Below are 16,341 nucleotides of genomic sequence, written 5' to 3' on the forward strand. Positions count from 1 at the left end.
AGAGCAAATTAAATTATTTCGAAAATATGTTTTATAACAACGCGGTTTGTGATATTTATATAGGGAAAAGTGCGGGTGCAAAGATGATGCAGGACATCAGAAATGCTCAGAGAAATGTGAAAATTGTTTCGCCTTATCTTTCACCTTTTTTGATTAAAGAACTGATTAATCTTCATTCAAGAGGAATTAAAATCAGACTGATTACCACCGATGAAATTGAGGATTTTTATGGCTATGACAAAAATATCCACAAGCTTATCATTCAACATAAAAAAATTGATGAAAAGGCAAAACAGACAAGAGATAATCTTATGAGTTTATCCGGAACTTTGCTTTTTGCAATGATTGGTTTAGGTGTGGTTTTGCTTCCGTTAATGTATCTTTTGAACAATTTTAAACTTGCTTTTGGTTTTATTATTGTTGCTCTGATGTTTTTTCTGAGAGATTCTGTTGTGAAAAAAATTAAAAGAACAAAAGTTTATCATTACACTTATAAACAGCTTTTTCCATTTAAAGTTTTTGTGTCACCCAATAGCGGAAATTCTTCTAATAAAACTTTCATTCATAGTAAAATCTATATTATTGATGATGAAATTGCTTATCTGGGTTCTCTTAACTTCACTGGAAGCGGGGTAAAAGATAATCATGAAACAAGAATCAGAACTTCCGACCCGAATGCAGTTGCCCAGATTATAGAAGAAGTGAAAGAAGTTTTTTATCATTCAGGTTTACCCGAACGAGATATACAATTTTGGGGAAGCCAGTTATATGATGAGCCGATTAATTAGAGTTGGTTGATGGTTGTTAATTAATAGTTGATGGGTGAATTTGCTTTTTTTAATTAATCACTGCATTTATTTTTTGCCACAAAACATCATCAAAATCAGAAAGGGCAAGATTCACATTATCCGCTGCATCTCCCATTCTGATAATGACTAATTTTTTGCTCGGAACGACATAGATTTTCTGATCATTTTTACCCAAAGCACAAAACATATCATCCGGCGCACTCGGAATCAGTTTTCCATTAAATTGAAACTGTGTTTGTGGCATATGATAACTTGCTTTTCCATTCAGCCACCACAAATATCCATAAGCAAGATTGATATTTTGAGAAGTGGTTGTAGCACTTTGAAAATAATTAGAGTTAATGATTTGCGTTCCGTTCCAGTTGCCGTTGTTTAAAGCCATTAATCCAAAACGAGCCATACTTCTCGTCGTACTCCAGTAAACACTGTTGTCACCACTTTGAATCCAGCTTCCGGTCATCCCGATTTTATCTCTCAGTTTTGTATTGAAATATTGCGACCAGGTTTGTCCGGTTGCGGCTGCAACGACATCCTGAAGTTTTACATAGACATTGTGATAAGCCCATCTTGTTCCCGCATCTGCTTTATATTGTAGGTTTGCGGGAGTTACATCATCACCTAAACTATCATCCAAACCTGAAGTCATGGTTAATAGATTTTTGCAGGTGATGAGATTTTCTTTGGCTAAAGGTTCGCTCGTCCAGCCGGTTCCGATATATGCTGAAACTTTATTATTGATATTTAAAAATCCTTCCTGTTCTGCAATTCCGGTCATGGTTGAGGTTAATGTTTTTCCTGCACTTGCCCAATACCAAGGTGTTGTAGAAGTATGTCCCGAAAAATAATTTTCCATTACAATTCTTCCGTTTTGAAGAATCATGAAACTTTTTGAATGTTTTGTATCAAGATAAGTCAACAGATCCTGAACTTTATCCTGATGCCATCCTAAATTTGATAGTGATTTTGTTTCCCATGTATCACTGTTTGACGGCGGGAAATACATGGCTTCCGTTGATGTATTGTCGGTTTGCGTTGGTTGCTCAATAGAATCATCGGAACTACAGGATAGTGCAATGAAACAAAATGCAGAAATTGAAAGTAGATTTTTTATTTTCATGGAAATCAGTTTTAATTCTGATTTTTAGATAAATAAAATTTATATTAGTTAAATTTATAATGTTAAATAAAGTTTAATCTTGTTTATTTCATAAAAACTACTTCGTATGCGCAACAATAAAATTCACCATTTCATCATTCAGTTGATTAATGTAAGTTTTATCAGTTGTTCCGAAACCGTGGGTTCCATCTTTTACAATAATTAAATTTGTTTCAATATTTTGCTTTTTGAGTTTTTTAACCAATCTTTTTGAATGATTGATAGGTGCAACTTTATCTTTATCTCCATGAAGAATAAAGGTAGGAACAGCATTATCAGTATAATTTATCGGAGAAACTGTTTTTAAATAATCAACTGCTTTTCTTTTATCATTTTTAATATCATATCCTGAAATTCCAAATACCAGTTTTTGCCTGATTTCAACAATTGGTTTAAAGAAAAGTCCGACAATAGCTACCGGAATTTTACCTAATCTTGTATGTAAAAGTTTATTTAAATCTGTCGGTCCAAAATTACTTACCACATAATTTACCTTTCCGGAATAAGACGAAAGTTCGGAACTTCCAACATAATCGTTATCATTGGAATAAGCAGAAAGCATTGACAAATGAGCGCCCGATGAAGCTCCGAAATAACCTATATTATTGGGATCAAAATGATATTTTTCTGCATTTTTTCTTACCCATCTTACAGCATCTTTTGTATCCTGAACAGGCAATGGAAAATGAACTGTTTCACTCACCAAAGTATTATCAATACTGATGACAGCGTAATTTTTTTCTACTAATTTTAAAATAAAACTTTCGATATAACTGTCGGCTCTTACTGTTTTATCACCTTTTGCCCATGCTCCGCCATGAACATAAATGACTACAGGAAGATTTTCAGAAGTCGAGTTTTTCGGTTTGTAAATATCTAAAAGAAGAGGTTTTCCTGAATTGTCGTTTTTATAGGAAATATCTTTTAAAAATGTAGTTTTCTCAGGAAGAAGAGTACTTGGAGGAAGCTTGGATTCATTAATTGGAGGTTGAGAATAACTTAAGCTGAATAAATTTAAAAGTAAAATAAAAAACAGGTTCATGGAAAACCTGTAAATTATATTGTTATTGAATGATTTCATAGAATATTATTTTGAAGAGTGTTATTTCACTAACTCCTCAAAAAGTCTACCAAAAGTTTTTTCCAGATCCTTAGATTTTCCGGGATGAGGTCGGGAAGTCTGAACCACAGAACTTCTCACAGCCGTTAACCAACGGAAACGTTCCGGAATTTCTAGTTGAGCGATCGGTCCTCCGTCTTTCGTTCCTTCCGCGATTTTTTTGAAGCTTTCCAGATTTTGAATGATATCATCGTAATCCAGTTTGCTGTGCATTAATCTGAATTTATCGGGACATAAATAAAATTCAACCTTAATAAATTTCTCTCTTTTAGAAAACATCACCAATCCGATGTTGAAAAATTCTTCTCTTTCAACCTTCGGAACCAAGCGTATTACAGCGTATTCGTAAATTTTATCCTCTTGCATTTTTGGCTTCGTTTAAAAAGATTTCAGAATTTTCCAGTCGTGTTTTCAAAAAGTTGAAATAGATCTCACGGATTTCTTCAGGAGTTTCATCGGCATCATTCCAATGCAACCAGTCTTCAGGAATAAGATCGACAATTTCTCTGAATAGAGTGTCATTTAAAACTTCTTTCGCAAACGTATCGGCTTCATCCAATTTTGTTGCTTGCGGAAGCAGAACGTGATCTTTTACATATTTAAACGGAGTTTTTGCTGCCGTATCAAAATTCTGCCACGAATGGTGGAAATAAAAAGATGCACCGTTGTCAATCACCCATAATTCTTTATGCCACATTAGCATATTCGTGTTCTTGAAAGTTCGGTCAATATTCGTGATAAATGCATCCAGCCAAACAATTTTTGAAGCCAGAATTGAATCAATTTTTACACTTGGATCATACGTAATCGAGCCGGAAAGATAGTGCAATCCTAAATTCAATCCTTCAGAATTTTTCAATAAATCCTGAATTTCCTCATCCGCTTCAGCTCTTCCGAAATCTACATCAAGGTTAACAAAAACGAGTTCAGGAATTTTTAATCCTAAAGCTTCTGTTATTTTTCCTCCTAATAATTCGGAGATCAACATTTTAACGCCATGACCAGCGCCACGGAATTTCAATACATACTTAAAATCATCATCAGCTTCTGCCAAGGCCGGAAGCGAACCTCCCTCACGAAGCGGCAGAATATAACGCATCACGGTTACCGTTCTTAAATCCAACATGAAGCAAAAATAAGGTTTTCCTTTGTGTTTAATTCTATTTTTAATATTTTTAAGTGGAAAATAATTTTTGATTAATCTTTTTTTGAGGTACGTTTGTCATTCAGAACGAAGCGAAGCGTAATGAAGAATCTATTAAATATAAAGATTTCTCCTTCGTCGAAATGATAAAAAACGTTTAACAAATTATAAACAAAATATATGCAGATCACAAAACAACAAAATACCATCATCTCAAATCCGGAAACCAGAGATTTCCTTGCCGATGCATTTTATCCTGAAACAGAAGAAAAATTACCTTTAGTCATTTTCGTTCACGGTTACAAAGGCTACAAAGATTGGGGAGCCTGGAATTTGATGGCGGAAAAGTTTGCAGAAGCTGGATTTTTCTTTGTTAAGTTTAATTTTTCCCATAACGGAACGACGGTTGAAGATCCTCATAATTTTGCGGATTTGGAAGCTTTTGGGAACAATAATTATTCAAAAGAACTTTCTGATTTGGGAGCTGTAATTGATTATTTTGTAAAAAATGGAAAAGTTGATGATCAGAAAATCGTTTTAATTGGTCACAGTAGAGGAGGAGGGGTTTCTATTGTTAAAACATATGAGGATGAAAGAATCAATGGGTTGATTACTTTGGCAAGTGTCGATACTTTGGATCGTTTTCCAAAAAATGATGCTTTTGAAAAATGGAAAGAAGCAGGGGTTTATTATGTTACAAACGGACGGACGAAACAAGAAATGCCTCATTATTATCAGTTTTATGAAGATTTTGAAAAAGATGAGCATCGATTTGATGTAGAGAGAGCAACTGAAATGGCAAAAGCTCATGTTTTAATTATTCATGGTACAAATGATGAAAGTGTGAATGTGAAAAATGCGGAACATCTTCATATTTTAAACCCAAATTCTGAATTGTATTTAATTGAAAATTCAAATCATACTTTTGGTGCAAAAGAACCTTGGGAAGAGCAAGAATTACCTAAAGATCTGAATGGCGTTGTGGAAAAATCTATTAAATTTATCAAAGAGAAGATGTAAGGATTATTTGTAATTTATTGAATTTCAATGTTGATATTCTTAATTATATTGAATTTTTCATATATTAGTGAAAAATATTAATAACGCCAAGAATTAAAATTATTATGAAAAATTCAAATTTAAAAAATGGTCAAAAATTAAGCAGAGAAGCTCAAAAGCAAATTACAGGTGGAGAAAAAAATCTATGTAATTTAAGCGGTTGCTTTAGTGATTATATTGGTGATGGACAAGGCAGATGTGTTGTACCTCCGTGTGCACCGCCTTATTTAGGAACAGAAGTTATAGATGCTCAAGGACGATGGAAATGCTGCTATTAAATGTTTAGTATTAAGAAATAAAAAAAGGAGTGAAAATTTTTCACTCCTTTTATGTTTTAAGTATAATTTGAAAATTATTTAATTAAAATTTTCCAAGCTTCTTCAATTTTACTTTCAAGTAACAATTTCTGAGCATTTTGATGAATATTTTCATCTGCATAATACTCTCCTGCAGGTAAAACCTCAACATTAGCAAGCATTCCCAAATCGTTTCCTGTAAAGATTTTGCTTAATTTAATTTCATTAGGAAGAAGATCGAAACCAATTCCTTTTGTTACCAAAGGTTTTGGGACTTCAAAAAGATTATTTTCATTATTTCTCGAATACCAGTTTCCGCCTAAACGAGCCACCATATCCAGTTTTGCCTGATCCAGATTTCCCTGTTCATCCAAATATTCTTCTCTGATATGAATTTTCTGAACTTCACAAATAACCAGATTTCCGGCACCGCCTTGATCTCCTAAAGGTTTTACTTCTAAAACTTTACATTCAAAATTAACAGGACATTCTTCGATTAATTTAGGCTTAACCAAATCAGCATCTTTCATCGTCAAACCGGATTTTATAAATTCATTTACACCATCTCCATATTCTGTTGAAGCCAAAGAAATCTGTTGCACAATCGGAAAATTTACAGTTCCAATAACTACTTCAGAGGTTTCCAAAACGTTTTCCAAAGTATGTTTTGTGGTATTGTCACGAACTCTTCTCGATGGTGAAAAAATTAAAATCGGAGGAACCGTACTGAACATATTGAAAAAACTGAACGGCGATAAATTGATTTCACCATTCTTATCAACTGTCGAAGCCAATGCAATCGGACGCGGTGAAACGGCTGTTTGCATGACAAGTTGTAGCTGTACGGGTGTTATTTCGGAGGGGATTACTGTTTTCATGTTTTTTGATACTGAAAGTGTTTATATCTTAAATAGAGATGCTTCGACAAGCTCAGAGTGACATTTCTAATACTAGCTGTGATAAACGTAATGTTTTAGCAACCAGTTTGTAGCGATGTCACTCTGAGCTCGTCGAAGCATCTCAATTATTTGTTTAAAATTATAATTAAATCGCAGGAGTGATTTTCCCTGAAACTTCACCGAAACCAACTCTCACACCATCTTTTTCAGCCCAAGCTTTCATAGTTACAGTGTCATTATCGTCGATGAATTTTCTTTCTTGTCCGTTGCTTAATTGGATTGGATTCTGACCTCTCCAAGTTAATTCAAGCATAGAACCGAAAGATTTCGGATCGCTTCCTGAGATTGTTCCACTTGCATATAGATCACCAACTTCAACGTTGCAGCCATTTACTGTATGATGAGCCAATTGCTGAGCCATATTCCAGTACATGAATTTATAATTACTCTCAGAAATTAAATTTTCTTCACCGTTTTCTGGCTGTAAATAAACTTCTAAATTAATATCATAATTTTTATCTCCCTCAAATTTTAAATAATCTAAAACTTCAGGATCCTGAGTTGGAGAAGTTGTTCTGAATGGTTCTAAAGCTTCCATAGTAACAACCCATGGAGAAACTGACGAACCGAAATTTTTACCCAAAAATGGTCCTAGCGGAACATATTCCCAAGATTGGATATCTCTTGCAGACCAGTCGTTGAAAACCAGCATTCCGAAAATTGCATCTTCAGCATTTTTTGTAGAAATACTTTCGCCCATTTCGGTGTTCTGATTGATGATGAAAGCCATTTCCAGTTCAAAATCCAATTGTTTTGAAGGTCCGAAAATTGGTTTTTCTACATCTGCAGGTTTTGTCTGACCTTTTGGACGAATAATATCGGTTCCGGAAACTACGATCGATGAAGCTCTACCGTGATAACCTACAGGCAAATGTTTCCAGTTTGGCAACAAAGCATTTGCAGGATCTCTGAACATTTTTCCAACGTTGGTTGCGTGTTCGATGCTGCTGTAGAAATCTGTGTAATTCGGGATATGAAGAGGCATCATCATTTTTACCTGATCTAAATCGTAGAAAGCATCTTCGATTGTTTTTTCGTCTTTAGATAAAATTGAACCTTCCAGTAATAATTCCTGAATTTTCAAACGAACGGCATTTGTAATTGGTTTTCCCAATTCAATGAATTCATTTAAGGTATAAGCTTCGAAAAAATTATCGTCCAGACCTTCTATCTCTTCAAAATAAGAAAGATCGTGTAATGTTGCAAGATCAACAATCTGATCTCCGATTCTTGTACAACATGCGATATATTCTTTGTTGAAAACTGCTACTCCGAACGGAATATTATGTATTGAAAAATCTGAATTTGATGAATACTCTACAAATGATTTCATAATTTTTAAATTTAATTTGGATTTGAATTTTAAACACCAAATTCATTAATCTTTACACGAATAAGCACAAGTTTTATGATAACTATATTTGCGAAAGATATTTGGGATTTGTGTTTAAAAATTGCTTTTTCACTTCGTTTCTCGAAATGACAATTGAATTTATTTTTTAGATTTATTTTTTGCCTTAGTTTTAGAGAAAGATTCTTCGTCAATCCATCTGTCTTTAGTGTTAACGTCAATCAGATACAAAATGTTGTCCTGTCTTGTTAGCAATAAAGTTTTGGTAACCGGAATGGGAACTTTTTTATTCTCCAAAAGATCTGCTCTTAAAGAAATAATGTTTTTTCTGTTTCTTACAATATCACCGGAAAAAACGTTTGAACTTGTTTCTCCTGTTGCTTTGTCGTCGAAAACTTCCACATAAGTCGCTTTATTGCCTTTAATTACAATAAAATCCCTTTCCGTATGATCTGCTTCATCTTTAATAAAGATAAATTTTTTGTTATCGATATTTACAGATTCCAGATTTTGGTTGACTCCTTTTCTTTCTTCAAGTCGGTCAAGAATACCATTTAATGAACCATATTGTGCTTTTAACCCAAATGTTGCTCCAAAAAATAAAATTCCAACTAAAAATTTTCTCATAATAATGTGTTTTTATAAAAAAGTTTTGTCAAGACTTTTCATCCTGACAAAACTCTATATTGTTGTTAAAATTAAAGATTTCCTCTTCTTTCCTGTTCTCTTTCCAAAGCTTCGAATAAAGCTTTGAAGTTACCTGCACCGAAACTCTGAGCTCCGTGTCTTTCAATAATTTCGAAGAATAGAGTAGGACGGTCTTCTACGGGTTTAGTAAAGATTTGAAGTAAATATCCTTCTTCATCATGATCAATAAGGATACCCAAATCCTGAAGTTTTTTAAGATCTTCGTCAATATGACCAACTCTTTCAGGAACCATGTCATAATATGCTTCTGGTGGAGCTGAAAGGAATTCTACACCACGTTTTTTCAATTCTGTTACTGTATGAATGATGTCTTTTGTGGCAACTGCAATGTGCTGTACTCCTTCACCTTCATAGAAATCAAGGTATTCTTCTACCTGAGATTTCTTTTTACCTTCTGCCGGTTCGTTGATCGGGAATTTTGCGAATCCGTTTCCGTTTGACATTACTTTAGACATTAAAGCAGAATATTCTGTGTTGATCTGTTTGTCGTCAAAAGAAAGGATGTTTACAAATCCCATTACTTTTTCGTACCATTCAACAGTTGGGATCATTCTGTCCCAATCTACGTTTCCTACGCAGTGGTCAACATATAATAAACCGGCTTCTTCAGGTTGATAAGCGCTTTCCCATTTTTCGTAACCAGGCATGAAAGGACCTGTATAGTTTTTTCTTTCAATAAACATGTGAACAGTTTCTCCGTAAGTATAAATTCCGGACATTCTTACTTCACCGTGCTCATCTGTCAAAGTTACAGGCTCTAAATATGGTTTTCCGCCTCTTTTTGTAGTTTCTTCGAAAGCTGCATAAGCATCGTCTACCCAAAGTGCCAAAATTTTCACTCCGTCACCGTGTTTTTTTACGTGCTCGCTGATTGGAGAATCAGATTTAAGACCAGTCGTTAAAATCAATCTTATTTTCCCTTGTTGAAGAACATAAGAAGCGCGATCTCTTACTCCTGTTTCAGGACCAGCGTATGCAACAGACTGAAAACCGAAAGCGGTTTTATAATAATGAGCAGCCTGTTTAGCATTTCCTACATAAAACTCAATGTAATCTGTACCGTTGATTGGCAAAAAATTCTCAGCTTGAGCAATTTTTTCGGCAAATGTAAGTGTTGACATATTTCTATTTTTACTTTTATATTTATGGGTATGCAAATTACGAATTTCTTACTAATACGAAAAATATAAACAAACAAACGTTAGGCAAGATTAATATAGGCTTAAAGAAGAGTTCATTTAAGTATGCTTAAGTTTATTGTGTTGCAACTAATATGTATACATTTGTATTCACAACAAGTGAAAAAAAAATATTTCGAAACACAAAAGCTGTAGGATTTTCCTGCAGCTTTTTTTATTTAATATTGTTCAATCTTCCTGCATCAGGATTATAATTATCCCAAATCTTCCAGACATTATTTATTTTCCTAATGAAATAAATTTGAGTGTTCAGTTGATTTACAAAATGTTCTTCCCCGGTTTCGCCAACTTTAAATAAAAGATTCCAAAATTCCTGAGATTCGAGGATTTTTTTATCAGGTTCATCCGTTACAACATGAATGTCGAAAACCTCATAATTGGAACGGTTATTTTTTGTTACCAACTGAAAATCTCTGTCACACAATTCCTTACTGAACTGCGATGCTCTTTCTAAAAACGGAGACTCATCGAAAACTAATTCTTTGAACATCTCTGTCTTATGATCAGGAAATTGCTTGTAAAATTCGAAAACAGTCGAACAGTAATCATATACAATCTGAAGAAATTTCTGATTATTGTTCTCCTCATTTTCCTGTCTTTTTTCCTTGACAAACTGTATGTAGGCATTCAGATCTTTATAACCTAAAAAAATACAGATCTTATCTAAAGTTTTTAGAAATCTCAGATCATTATGCGTTTTATCCTGATAATCATTTTCAAAAAAACGCTGCAATGTAACGTGCGAAATAGTATTTCCTATCTCGAATTTTTTTCCTCCTTTTAGTTCCTCAGCTTCGGATAATTCATCTTTAATGATTTCGGAAAGAATAATATAATGGCTTCGTTTCCATTCTTGTACATTCCCCAAAACCGAATTCTTTACCTTAGAATGCTTTACAACCTCCTCCCTTATCGAATTATATATAGTTTTCAATCTCCAATGTTTTTAAAAGCTTTTTTATCAAATATACCGCCAAATACTTAATACTTTCTCAATATTTTATTATGTTAAATGAGGAATACATTTTGATAGCATGACAAATATATAATAAAAAAACTTTTAGTGCTTAAACATTTAATGTTTAAATCTTTCGAAAGCTGCCTTTTCCAACATTTCTCTGTCATCCGGATGCGCAATGCTGATCAGTTCCTGAGCTCTTTGGCGAAGATTTTTTCCGTATAGATAAGCCGTTCCGTATTCTGTAACTACCCAATGAATGTGACCTCTTGTTGTTACAACTCCTGCTCCTTGTTTAAGATAAGGAACAATTCTGGAAACTCCTTTTTTTGTTCTTGAAGTAATAGCAATGATAGGTTTTCCGTCTTCACTCAATGCTGCTCCTCTCATAAAATCCATTTGTCCGCCAATTCCGCTGTACTGCATGGTTCCGATAGAATCTGCGCAGACTTGTCCTGTTAAATCAATTTCTATGGCAGAATTAATGGCAACCATTTTCTTATTTCTCATGATATTGATAGGAAAGTTGACGTTGCTTACATCATCAAACGAAAACACTGTATTGTCATCAACATAATCATACAGTTTTCTTGTTCCGAAACAGAAACTTGTGATCGTTTTATTATCGTTATAACCTTTGTATTTATTGTTAATGACATCATTTTGAATTAAATCAATCACTCCGTCGCTCAACATTTCCGTATGAACACCAAGATCTTTATGGTTTCCCAGACATTTTAAAACAGCATCAGGAATGGTTCCGATTCCCATTTGAAGGGTAGATCTGTCTTCAATAAGCTCTGCCACATTTTTTCCGACAAGCATTTCATCCGGACCAACTTTTGCGCTATAATCAACAGTTGGAAGTTCTTCTTCATGCCAAACCAGCTTATGAATTCTGCTAATGTGAATCATTCCATCACCGTGAGTTCTTGGCATTAAAGGATTAACAATTGCCACAATAATTTTTGCCGTATCAACAGCTGATCTTGCTACATCAACGGAAGTTCCCAATGTACAAAATCCATGTTTGTCGGGAGGAGAAACCGTAATTAAAGCAACATCCAGCGGTAAAATATTTTTTCTGAATAAAATAGGAATTTCACTTAAAAAAACCGGCACAAAATCTCCTCTGTCAGAGTTCGCCGCATCGCGAACCGGCGTCGAAACGAACAAAGAATTTACGAAAAATTTGTCCTTATATTCAGGTTTTGCGATTTCTACATTTCCTTGTTGAGTAATGGAAACCATTTCGATATTATCTAAACGATGTGATTGTCTCGCTAATTCGTCAATTAAATAATTTGGAGTACATGCACTTCCGTGAAAGAAAACGCGGTTTCCGCTTTTAATGGTATAAATAGCTTCTTCTGCGGTAATATAATTTGGCATATTGAAATTTTTTATGAATTTTTCTCTGTCTTAAAGATAGTTCATATTGTTTTTATTGAACCCAAATATTCGCAGATATTTGTCATGTTTTGGTTTAAATCCAACAAAAAAAGGACTAAATGATCTACATTCAGTCCTTTTTATATGTTTAATTGTTAAAATAGAATTATTCTTGTGAACGGTCTTCCATTGTTTTATCCTGTTCTTCCAACCATGAAGTTTTGTAAGAAGGGTCTTCTACTTTTAAAGCCTCTTCCGTAAGTTTTAAAGGACGGAAAGGATCAACCATCACAGCATATTCTTCGGTGAATTTTTTTCCGATACTTCTTTCCATCGCACCTGGATGAGGTCCGTGAACGATTCCTCCCGGATGAAGAGTAAAGTCCATTAAGTCAATGTGGTTACGGCTCATGAAATCACCTTCTGTATAGAATAAAACTTCATCAGAATCGATATTCGAGTGATTGTAAGGCGCAGGAATTGCCATCGGATGATAGTCATACATTCTTGCACAGAACGAGCAAACCACAAAATTGTGTGCCTCAAAAGTCTGGTGAACCGGTGGCGGTTGGTGAATTCTACCTGTAATCGGTTCGAAATTTTTAATATTAAATTTATAAGGATAAAAATAGCCGTCCCAACCTACAACATCGAAAGGATGTGTTGCGTAAATGAAATCCGTGATCTGGTTTTCTTTTTTTACTTTAATTAAAAACTCTCCTTTTTCGTCTTTTGGTGCAACAAAAGTTGGTGCGATGATATCTCTTTCACAAAACGGAGAATGCTCTAAAAGTTGTCCGAATTCGTTTCTGTATCTTTTTGGCGTGTAAATCGGAGAATGGCTTTCTACTACAAAGAAAACAGTGTCATCAGAATTTAATTCAACCTGATAAATTGTTCCTCTCGGAATGATCAGATAATCACCGACAGAAAATTCTAAATTTCCTACAAAAGTCTTCAAAATTCCGCTTCCGTTATGAACGTATAAAAGCTCGTCACATTCAGCATTTTTATAGAAATAATCCATTGATTTTCTAGGCTTCGACAATCCCATTTTCAGGTCATTGTTTACCATTAAAAACTTTCGGCTGTCCATAAAATCGTCTTCAGGAGTTACATTCATTCCTTTAAACATTCTTGGAGTCACATTTTTTTCAACAGCAATTTTCGGCGCTACATCTTTTGCTTCGCCGATAGATTTTATCTGAGTCGGACGGTGAATATGGTATAATAATGAAGAAATTCCGTGAAAACCTTCCGTCCCGAAAAGCTGTTCGTAGTAGAATTTATCTTCCGGAGACTTGAAAATCGTATGTCTTTTTGGTGGGATATTTCCCGACTGATGATATCTCATTTTACTTTTATATCTAGTTTCTCAAATTTAATACTTTTTCATGAATTGATTTAAATAACATTTTTTAATCAAGTTTTGTTATTCTAAAAATAAATGTTAGTTTTGTCTAACAATTTTAATTTCATGCAACGAATATTATTTTCTTTACTCTTTTTATCAACTTATTGTTTCTCACAGGAAACGGATAGTTTAGCATTAAATCAATCTAAAAAACAGGATTCGGTTAAAATTTTAAACAAAAAGGAAATCAAAACCAAACTGATTGAAGATGTTGTAATTACGGGAACAATAAAACCGATAAGTAAATCGAAAAGTCCTGTTGCAGTAGAAATTTACACTCAGAAATTTTTCCAGAAAAATCCTACTCCCAATATTTTTGAATCAATTGCAATGGTGAATGGTGTAAAACCTCAACTTAATTGTTCGGTTTGTAATACAGGAGATATTCACATTAATGGCTTAGAGGGACCTTATACCATGATTTTAATTGATGGAATGCCAATTGTGAGTTCACTTTCAACAGTTTACGGATTGAGTGGAATTCCAAATAGCTTAGTTGACAGAATTGAAGTCGTGAAAGGTCCGGCTTCGTCACTTTATGGTTCTGAAGCGATGGGCGGAGTCATTAATATTATCACTAAAAACGCTTTAACGGCTCCAAAACTGAGTGTTGATCTGATGACAACGACCTGGAACGAGAATAATGTGGACTTGTCAACGAAATTTAATTTTGGAAAAAATGTAGCTTCTTTATTAAGCTTGAATTATTTTAATTATACCAAAAGATTCGATTACAATAAAGATAATTTCACGGATGCAGCATTGCAAAACAGAATCTCAATATTTAATAAATGGAATTTCCAGAGAAAAGAAAACCGATTGGCAAGTTTTGCGTTGAGATATTTATATGAAGACCGTTTCGGCGGAGAAATGCAGTGGAATAAATCGTATCGCGGAAGTGGAGATGTCTACGGTGAAAGTATTTATACAAATAGGGTAGAAGCTTTTGGAGTCTATCAATGGCCTTTGAAGGAAAATATAGTGACACAGCTTTCTTATAATTTTCATGATCAGAATTCTTTTTATGGAAATAATCCTTTTATGGCAACCCAAAAAGTGGCTTTTGCACAAACATATTGGGATAAAAAACTTGGAAATCATGATTTGATTTTGGGCGTGACTTTCAAAAGAACTTTTTATGACGATAATACACCAGGAACTTCATCTTCCGACGGATTTACAAACGAGCCGATGAAATCCCCAATTTTGGGTGCATTTATTCAGGATCAATGGGAAATTAATGAAAAAAATACGTTGTTGTTGGGTTACAGATTTGATTATGATAAAATCCATCATTCTGTGCATTCACCGCGTTTTGCGTGGAAATTTTCACCCAATCCGTATCATACGTTACGATTCAATTTTGGGACAGGTTTCCGTGTGGTGAACTTGTTTACGGAAGATCATGCAGCGTTGACAGGTTCTCGGGATGTTGTGATTCAATCTAATTTAAAACCAGAAAAATCTATCAATGGAAATTTAAATTATATGTGGAAAATTCCTGTTGGGGATAAATTACTTAATCTCGATGCTTCTGCATTTTACACCTATTTCAGCAATAAAATTGTAGGAGATTTTGATACGGATCCTCAGAAAATTATTTATGATAATCTTCATGGTTATGGGATTTCGAGAGGTGCTTCTTTAAATGTGGATTATAGCTTCAGTTTTCATTTAAGTGTGAATGTTGGAGTGACATACCTCGATGTTTATCAGAAATTTGATGGAGAAAATGAAAAATCACAACAACTTCACGCCCCAAAATGGAGTGGAACCTATAATCTGACCTATAAATTCAAAAATAATGTGACGGTAGATTTTACAGGACAGTTTTACGGACCGATGCGACTGCCGGTTTTACCGAATGATTACAGACCGGAATATTCGCCGTTTTATAATCTTGCCAATATTCAGGTTTCGAAGAGTTTCAAATCCGGATTTGAGGTGTATTGTGGGGTGAAAAATTTATTCAATTTCACTCCGAAAGATCCGTTAATGCGACCGTTTGATCCGTTTGATAAGAATGTTGATGATCCGATTAATAATCCCAATCATTATACTTTTGATACTACTTACGGATATGCTCCGATGCAGAAAATAAGAGGATTTATGGGCGTAAAATATATTTTGAAATAAACGTTTTTACCGCAAAAGAAGCAAAAGAAATTATTGAAAAAATTAGATTTTAAAAAGTTTACAAAATGTGAAATTTTAAACGCTATGCTTTTAAATAACTAAGGAAAGTTTGAAAATCTTTTGTCTCTTTTGTGGTAAAAATAAAATCATGAATCATAAAATTTATGAAATGAGACTTTTAACGATATTTTTATTTTTAATGTTAGTGCCGTGTTTTTGTCTTTCACAGATAAAAACAGGCACTTTTTCTGATTTGGAAATTCAGCAAAAAAACAATCCTAAGCCGATTATTATTCATATTTATACGAGTTGGTGCTCAGTTTGTAAAATCGAATTTTTTAACTTGAACAAAGATAAAGATTTGGTTAAAACGATTAATGAAGATTTTTATTTCATCAATTTTGAAGCTGAAAAAACAAAAGAGAAAATCAATTTTCAGGGGAAAGAATTTAATTATCTTCCAAATGGAAATTCAGGAATTCATGAGTTGGTCTTGGCTTTATCTAAAAATAAAAATCAGCCTGTTTATCCGTTGTGGATTATTTTAGATAAAGATCAGAATTTGGTTGAATATCATGAAGGGGTTTTCAAGACTGAAGAAATGAAAAGGAAGTTGTCGGAACTTTTAGGATTTGAATAA

At 33.8% G+C, this 16,341-nt stretch carries 16 protein-coding genes; 5 read left to right on the plus strand and 11 right to left on the minus strand.

Features of this window, described 5'->3' with window-relative positions; all coding sequences use genetic code 11:
• Window positions 1-26 precede the first annotated feature (26 nt).
• Window positions 27-788, plus strand: coding sequence for a phospholipase D family protein (locus ABD940_RS14990; protein ID WP_345205552.1), 762 nt, complete (start codon window positions 27-29; stop codon window positions 786-788).
• Between the two features lie 49 nt (window positions 789-837).
• On the opposite strand, the gene ABD940_RS14995 is transcribed toward ABD940_RS14990, so the two are convergent.
• The 4 genes from ABD940_RS14995 to ABD940_RS15010 form a co-directional block, all read right to left on the minus strand.
• Complete coding sequence (locus ABD940_RS14995) at window positions 838-1,926, minus strand: serine hydrolase domain-containing protein (protein ID WP_345205554.1); 1,089 nt, start codon at window positions 1,924-1,926, stop codon at window positions 838-840.
• A gap of 97 nt (window positions 1,927-2,023) precedes the next feature.
• Window positions 2,024-3,046 (minus strand): prolyl oligopeptidase family serine peptidase, encoded by a 1,023-nt coding sequence (locus tag ABD940_RS15000; RefSeq protein WP_345205556.1) that lies wholly within the window; start codon window positions 3,044-3,046, stop codon window positions 2,024-2,026.
• Between the two features lie 21 nt (window positions 3,047-3,067).
• The gene (locus ABD940_RS15005; RefSeq protein WP_345205558.1) at window positions 3,068-3,451 is read right to left on the minus strand and encodes a DUF3037 domain-containing protein; all 384 of its coding nucleotides are present in this window, start codon (window positions 3,449-3,451) and stop codon (window positions 3,068-3,070) included.
• On the minus strand, window positions 3,438-4,211 hold the full coding sequence (locus tag ABD940_RS15010; RefSeq protein ID WP_345205560.1) for a HipA family kinase: 774 nt from the start codon (window positions 4,209-4,211) through the stop codon (window positions 3,438-3,440). Before ABD940_RS15010 ends, ABD940_RS15005 begins: the two co-directional genes overlap by 14 nt.
• Before the next feature lie 198 nt (window positions 4,212-4,409).
• Here ABD940_RS15010 and ABD940_RS15015 point away from each other — a divergent pair, with 198 nt between their 5' ends.
• Together ABD940_RS15015 and ABD940_RS15020 are read left to right on the plus strand one after the other, a co-directional pair.
• Window positions 4,410-5,249 carry an alpha/beta hydrolase family protein gene (locus tag ABD940_RS15015; RefSeq protein ID WP_345205563.1) on the plus strand — a complete coding sequence of 280 codons (840 nt, stop codon included), beginning with the start codon at window positions 4,410-4,412 and terminating at the stop codon, window positions 5,247-5,249.
• Window positions 5,250-5,353: 104 nt separating this feature from the next.
• The gene (locus tag ABD940_RS15020) at window positions 5,354-5,566 is read left to right on the plus strand and encodes a hypothetical protein (RefSeq protein ID WP_345205565.1); all 213 of its coding nucleotides are present in this window, start codon (window positions 5,354-5,356) and stop codon (window positions 5,564-5,566) included.
• Window positions 5,567-5,640: 74 nt separating this feature from the next.
• On the opposite strand, the gene ABD940_RS15025 is transcribed toward ABD940_RS15020, so the two are convergent.
• The 7 genes from ABD940_RS15025 to ABD940_RS15055 all read right to left on the minus strand — a co-directional run bounded on the left by ABD940_RS15025 (window position 5,641) and on the right by ABD940_RS15055 (window position 13,505).
• The gene (locus ABD940_RS15025; RefSeq protein ID WP_345205567.1) at window positions 5,641-6,462 is read right to left on the minus strand and encodes a flavin reductase family protein; all 822 of its coding nucleotides are present in this window, start codon (window positions 6,460-6,462) and stop codon (window positions 5,641-5,643) included.
• Between the two features lie 166 nt (window positions 6,463-6,628).
• Window positions 6,629-7,876: a fumarylacetoacetase gene (fahA, locus tag ABD940_RS15030; RefSeq protein ID WP_345205570.1), complete on the minus strand. Its 1,248-nt coding sequence runs from the start codon at window positions 7,874-7,876 to the stop codon at window positions 6,629-6,631.
• 159 nt (window positions 7,877-8,035) lie between these two features.
• A complete protein-coding gene (locus ABD940_RS15035) occupies window positions 8,036-8,521 on the minus strand; it encodes a hypothetical protein (protein WP_345205572.1) in 486 nt (161 codons plus the stop codon).
• A 71-nt stretch (window positions 8,522-8,592) separates the two neighbouring features.
• Window positions 8,593-9,723 carry a 4-hydroxyphenylpyruvate dioxygenase gene (gene hppD / locus ABD940_RS15040; protein WP_345205576.1) on the minus strand — a complete coding sequence of 377 codons (1,131 nt, stop codon included), beginning with the start codon at window positions 9,721-9,723 and terminating at the stop codon, window positions 8,593-8,595.
• 232 nt (window positions 9,724-9,955) lie between these two features.
• Entirely contained in the window at window positions 9,956-10,735 is a 780-nt protein-coding gene (locus tag ABD940_RS15045) for a hypothetical protein (RefSeq protein ID WP_345205580.1), read from the minus strand.
• Window positions 10,736-10,876: 141 nt separating this feature from the next.
• Complete coding sequence (locus ABD940_RS15050) at window positions 10,877-12,151, minus strand: acetyl-CoA hydrolase/transferase family protein (RefSeq protein ID WP_345205583.1); 1,275 nt, start codon at window positions 12,149-12,151, stop codon at window positions 10,877-10,879.
• Window positions 12,152-12,317: 166 nt separating this feature from the next.
• The gene (locus ABD940_RS15055; protein ID WP_345205586.1) at window positions 12,318-13,505 is read right to left on the minus strand and encodes a homogentisate 1,2-dioxygenase; all 1,188 of its coding nucleotides are present in this window, start codon (window positions 13,503-13,505) and stop codon (window positions 12,318-12,320) included.
• Between the two features lie 123 nt (window positions 13,506-13,628).
• Between ABD940_RS15055 and ABD940_RS15060 the strand changes: the two genes are divergently transcribed.
• On the plus strand, window positions 13,629-15,701 hold the full coding sequence (locus ABD940_RS15060; RefSeq protein ID WP_345205591.1) for a TonB-dependent receptor plug domain-containing protein: 2,073 nt from the start codon (window positions 13,629-13,631) through the stop codon (window positions 15,699-15,701).
• A gap of 148 nt (window positions 15,702-15,849) precedes the next feature.
• Complete coding sequence (locus tag ABD940_RS15065; protein ID WP_345205594.1) at window positions 15,850-16,341, plus strand: redoxin family protein; 492 nt, start codon at window positions 15,850-15,852, stop codon at window positions 16,339-16,341.

This window comes from Chryseobacterium ginsengisoli, from assembly GCF_039542325.1.
In the GTDB taxonomy this organism is placed as follows: Bacteria; Bacteroidota; Bacteroidia; order Flavobacteriales; family Weeksellaceae; genus Chryseobacterium; species Chryseobacterium ginsengisoli.

Bases quoted from the DNA above. Each gene is read 5' to 3' on its own strand.
- ABD940_RS14990 (WP_345205552.1), top strand. From the start codon at position 27: ATGTTTTATAACAACGCGGTTTGTGATATTTATATAGGGAAAAGTGCG.
- ABD940_RS14995 (WP_345205554.1), bottom strand. From the start codon at position 1,926: ATGAAAATAAAAAATCTACTTTCAATTTCTGCATTTTGTTTCATTGCA.
- ABD940_RS15000 (WP_345205556.1), bottom strand. From the start codon at position 3,046: ATGAAATCATTCAATAACAATATAATTTACAGGTTTTCCATGAACCTG.
- ABD940_RS15005 (WP_345205558.1), bottom strand. From the start codon at position 3,451: ATGCAAGAGGATAAAATTTACGAATACGCTGTAATACGCTTGGTTCCG.
- ABD940_RS15010 (WP_345205560.1), bottom strand. From the start codon at position 4,211: ATGTTGGATTTAAGAACGGTAACCGTGATGCGTTATATTCTGCCGCTT.
- ABD940_RS15015 (WP_345205563.1), top strand. From the start codon at position 4,410: ATGCAGATCACAAAACAACAAAATACCATCATCTCAAATCCGGAAACC.
- ABD940_RS15020 (WP_345205565.1), top strand. From the start codon at position 5,354: ATGAAAAATTCAAATTTAAAAAATGGTCAAAAATTAAGCAGAGAAGCT.
- ABD940_RS15025 (WP_345205567.1), bottom strand. From the start codon at position 6,462: ATGAAAACAGTAATCCCCTCCGAAATAACACCCGTACAGCTACAACTT.
- fahA (WP_345205570.1), bottom strand. From the start codon at position 7,876: ATGAAATCATTTGTAGAGTATTCATCAAATTCAGATTTTTCAATACAT.
- ABD940_RS15035 (WP_345205572.1), bottom strand. From the start codon at position 8,521: ATGAGAAAATTTTTAGTTGGAATTTTATTTTTTGGAGCAACATTTGGG.
- hppD (WP_345205576.1), bottom strand. From the start codon at position 9,723: ATGTCAACACTTACATTTGCCGAAAAAATTGCTCAAGCTGAGAATTTT.
- ABD940_RS15050 (WP_345205583.1), bottom strand. From the start codon at position 12,151: ATGCCAAATTATATTACCGCAGAAGAAGCTATTTATACCATTAAAAGC.
- ABD940_RS15055 (WP_345205586.1), bottom strand. From the start codon at position 13,505: ATGAGATATCATCAGTCGGGAAATATCCCACCAAAAAGACATACGATT.
- ABD940_RS15060 (WP_345205591.1), top strand. From the start codon at position 13,629: ATGCAACGAATATTATTTTCTTTACTCTTTTTATCAACTTATTGTTTC.
- ABD940_RS15065 (WP_345205594.1), top strand. From the start codon at position 15,850: ATGAATCATAAAATTTATGAAATGAGACTTTTAACGATATTTTTATTT.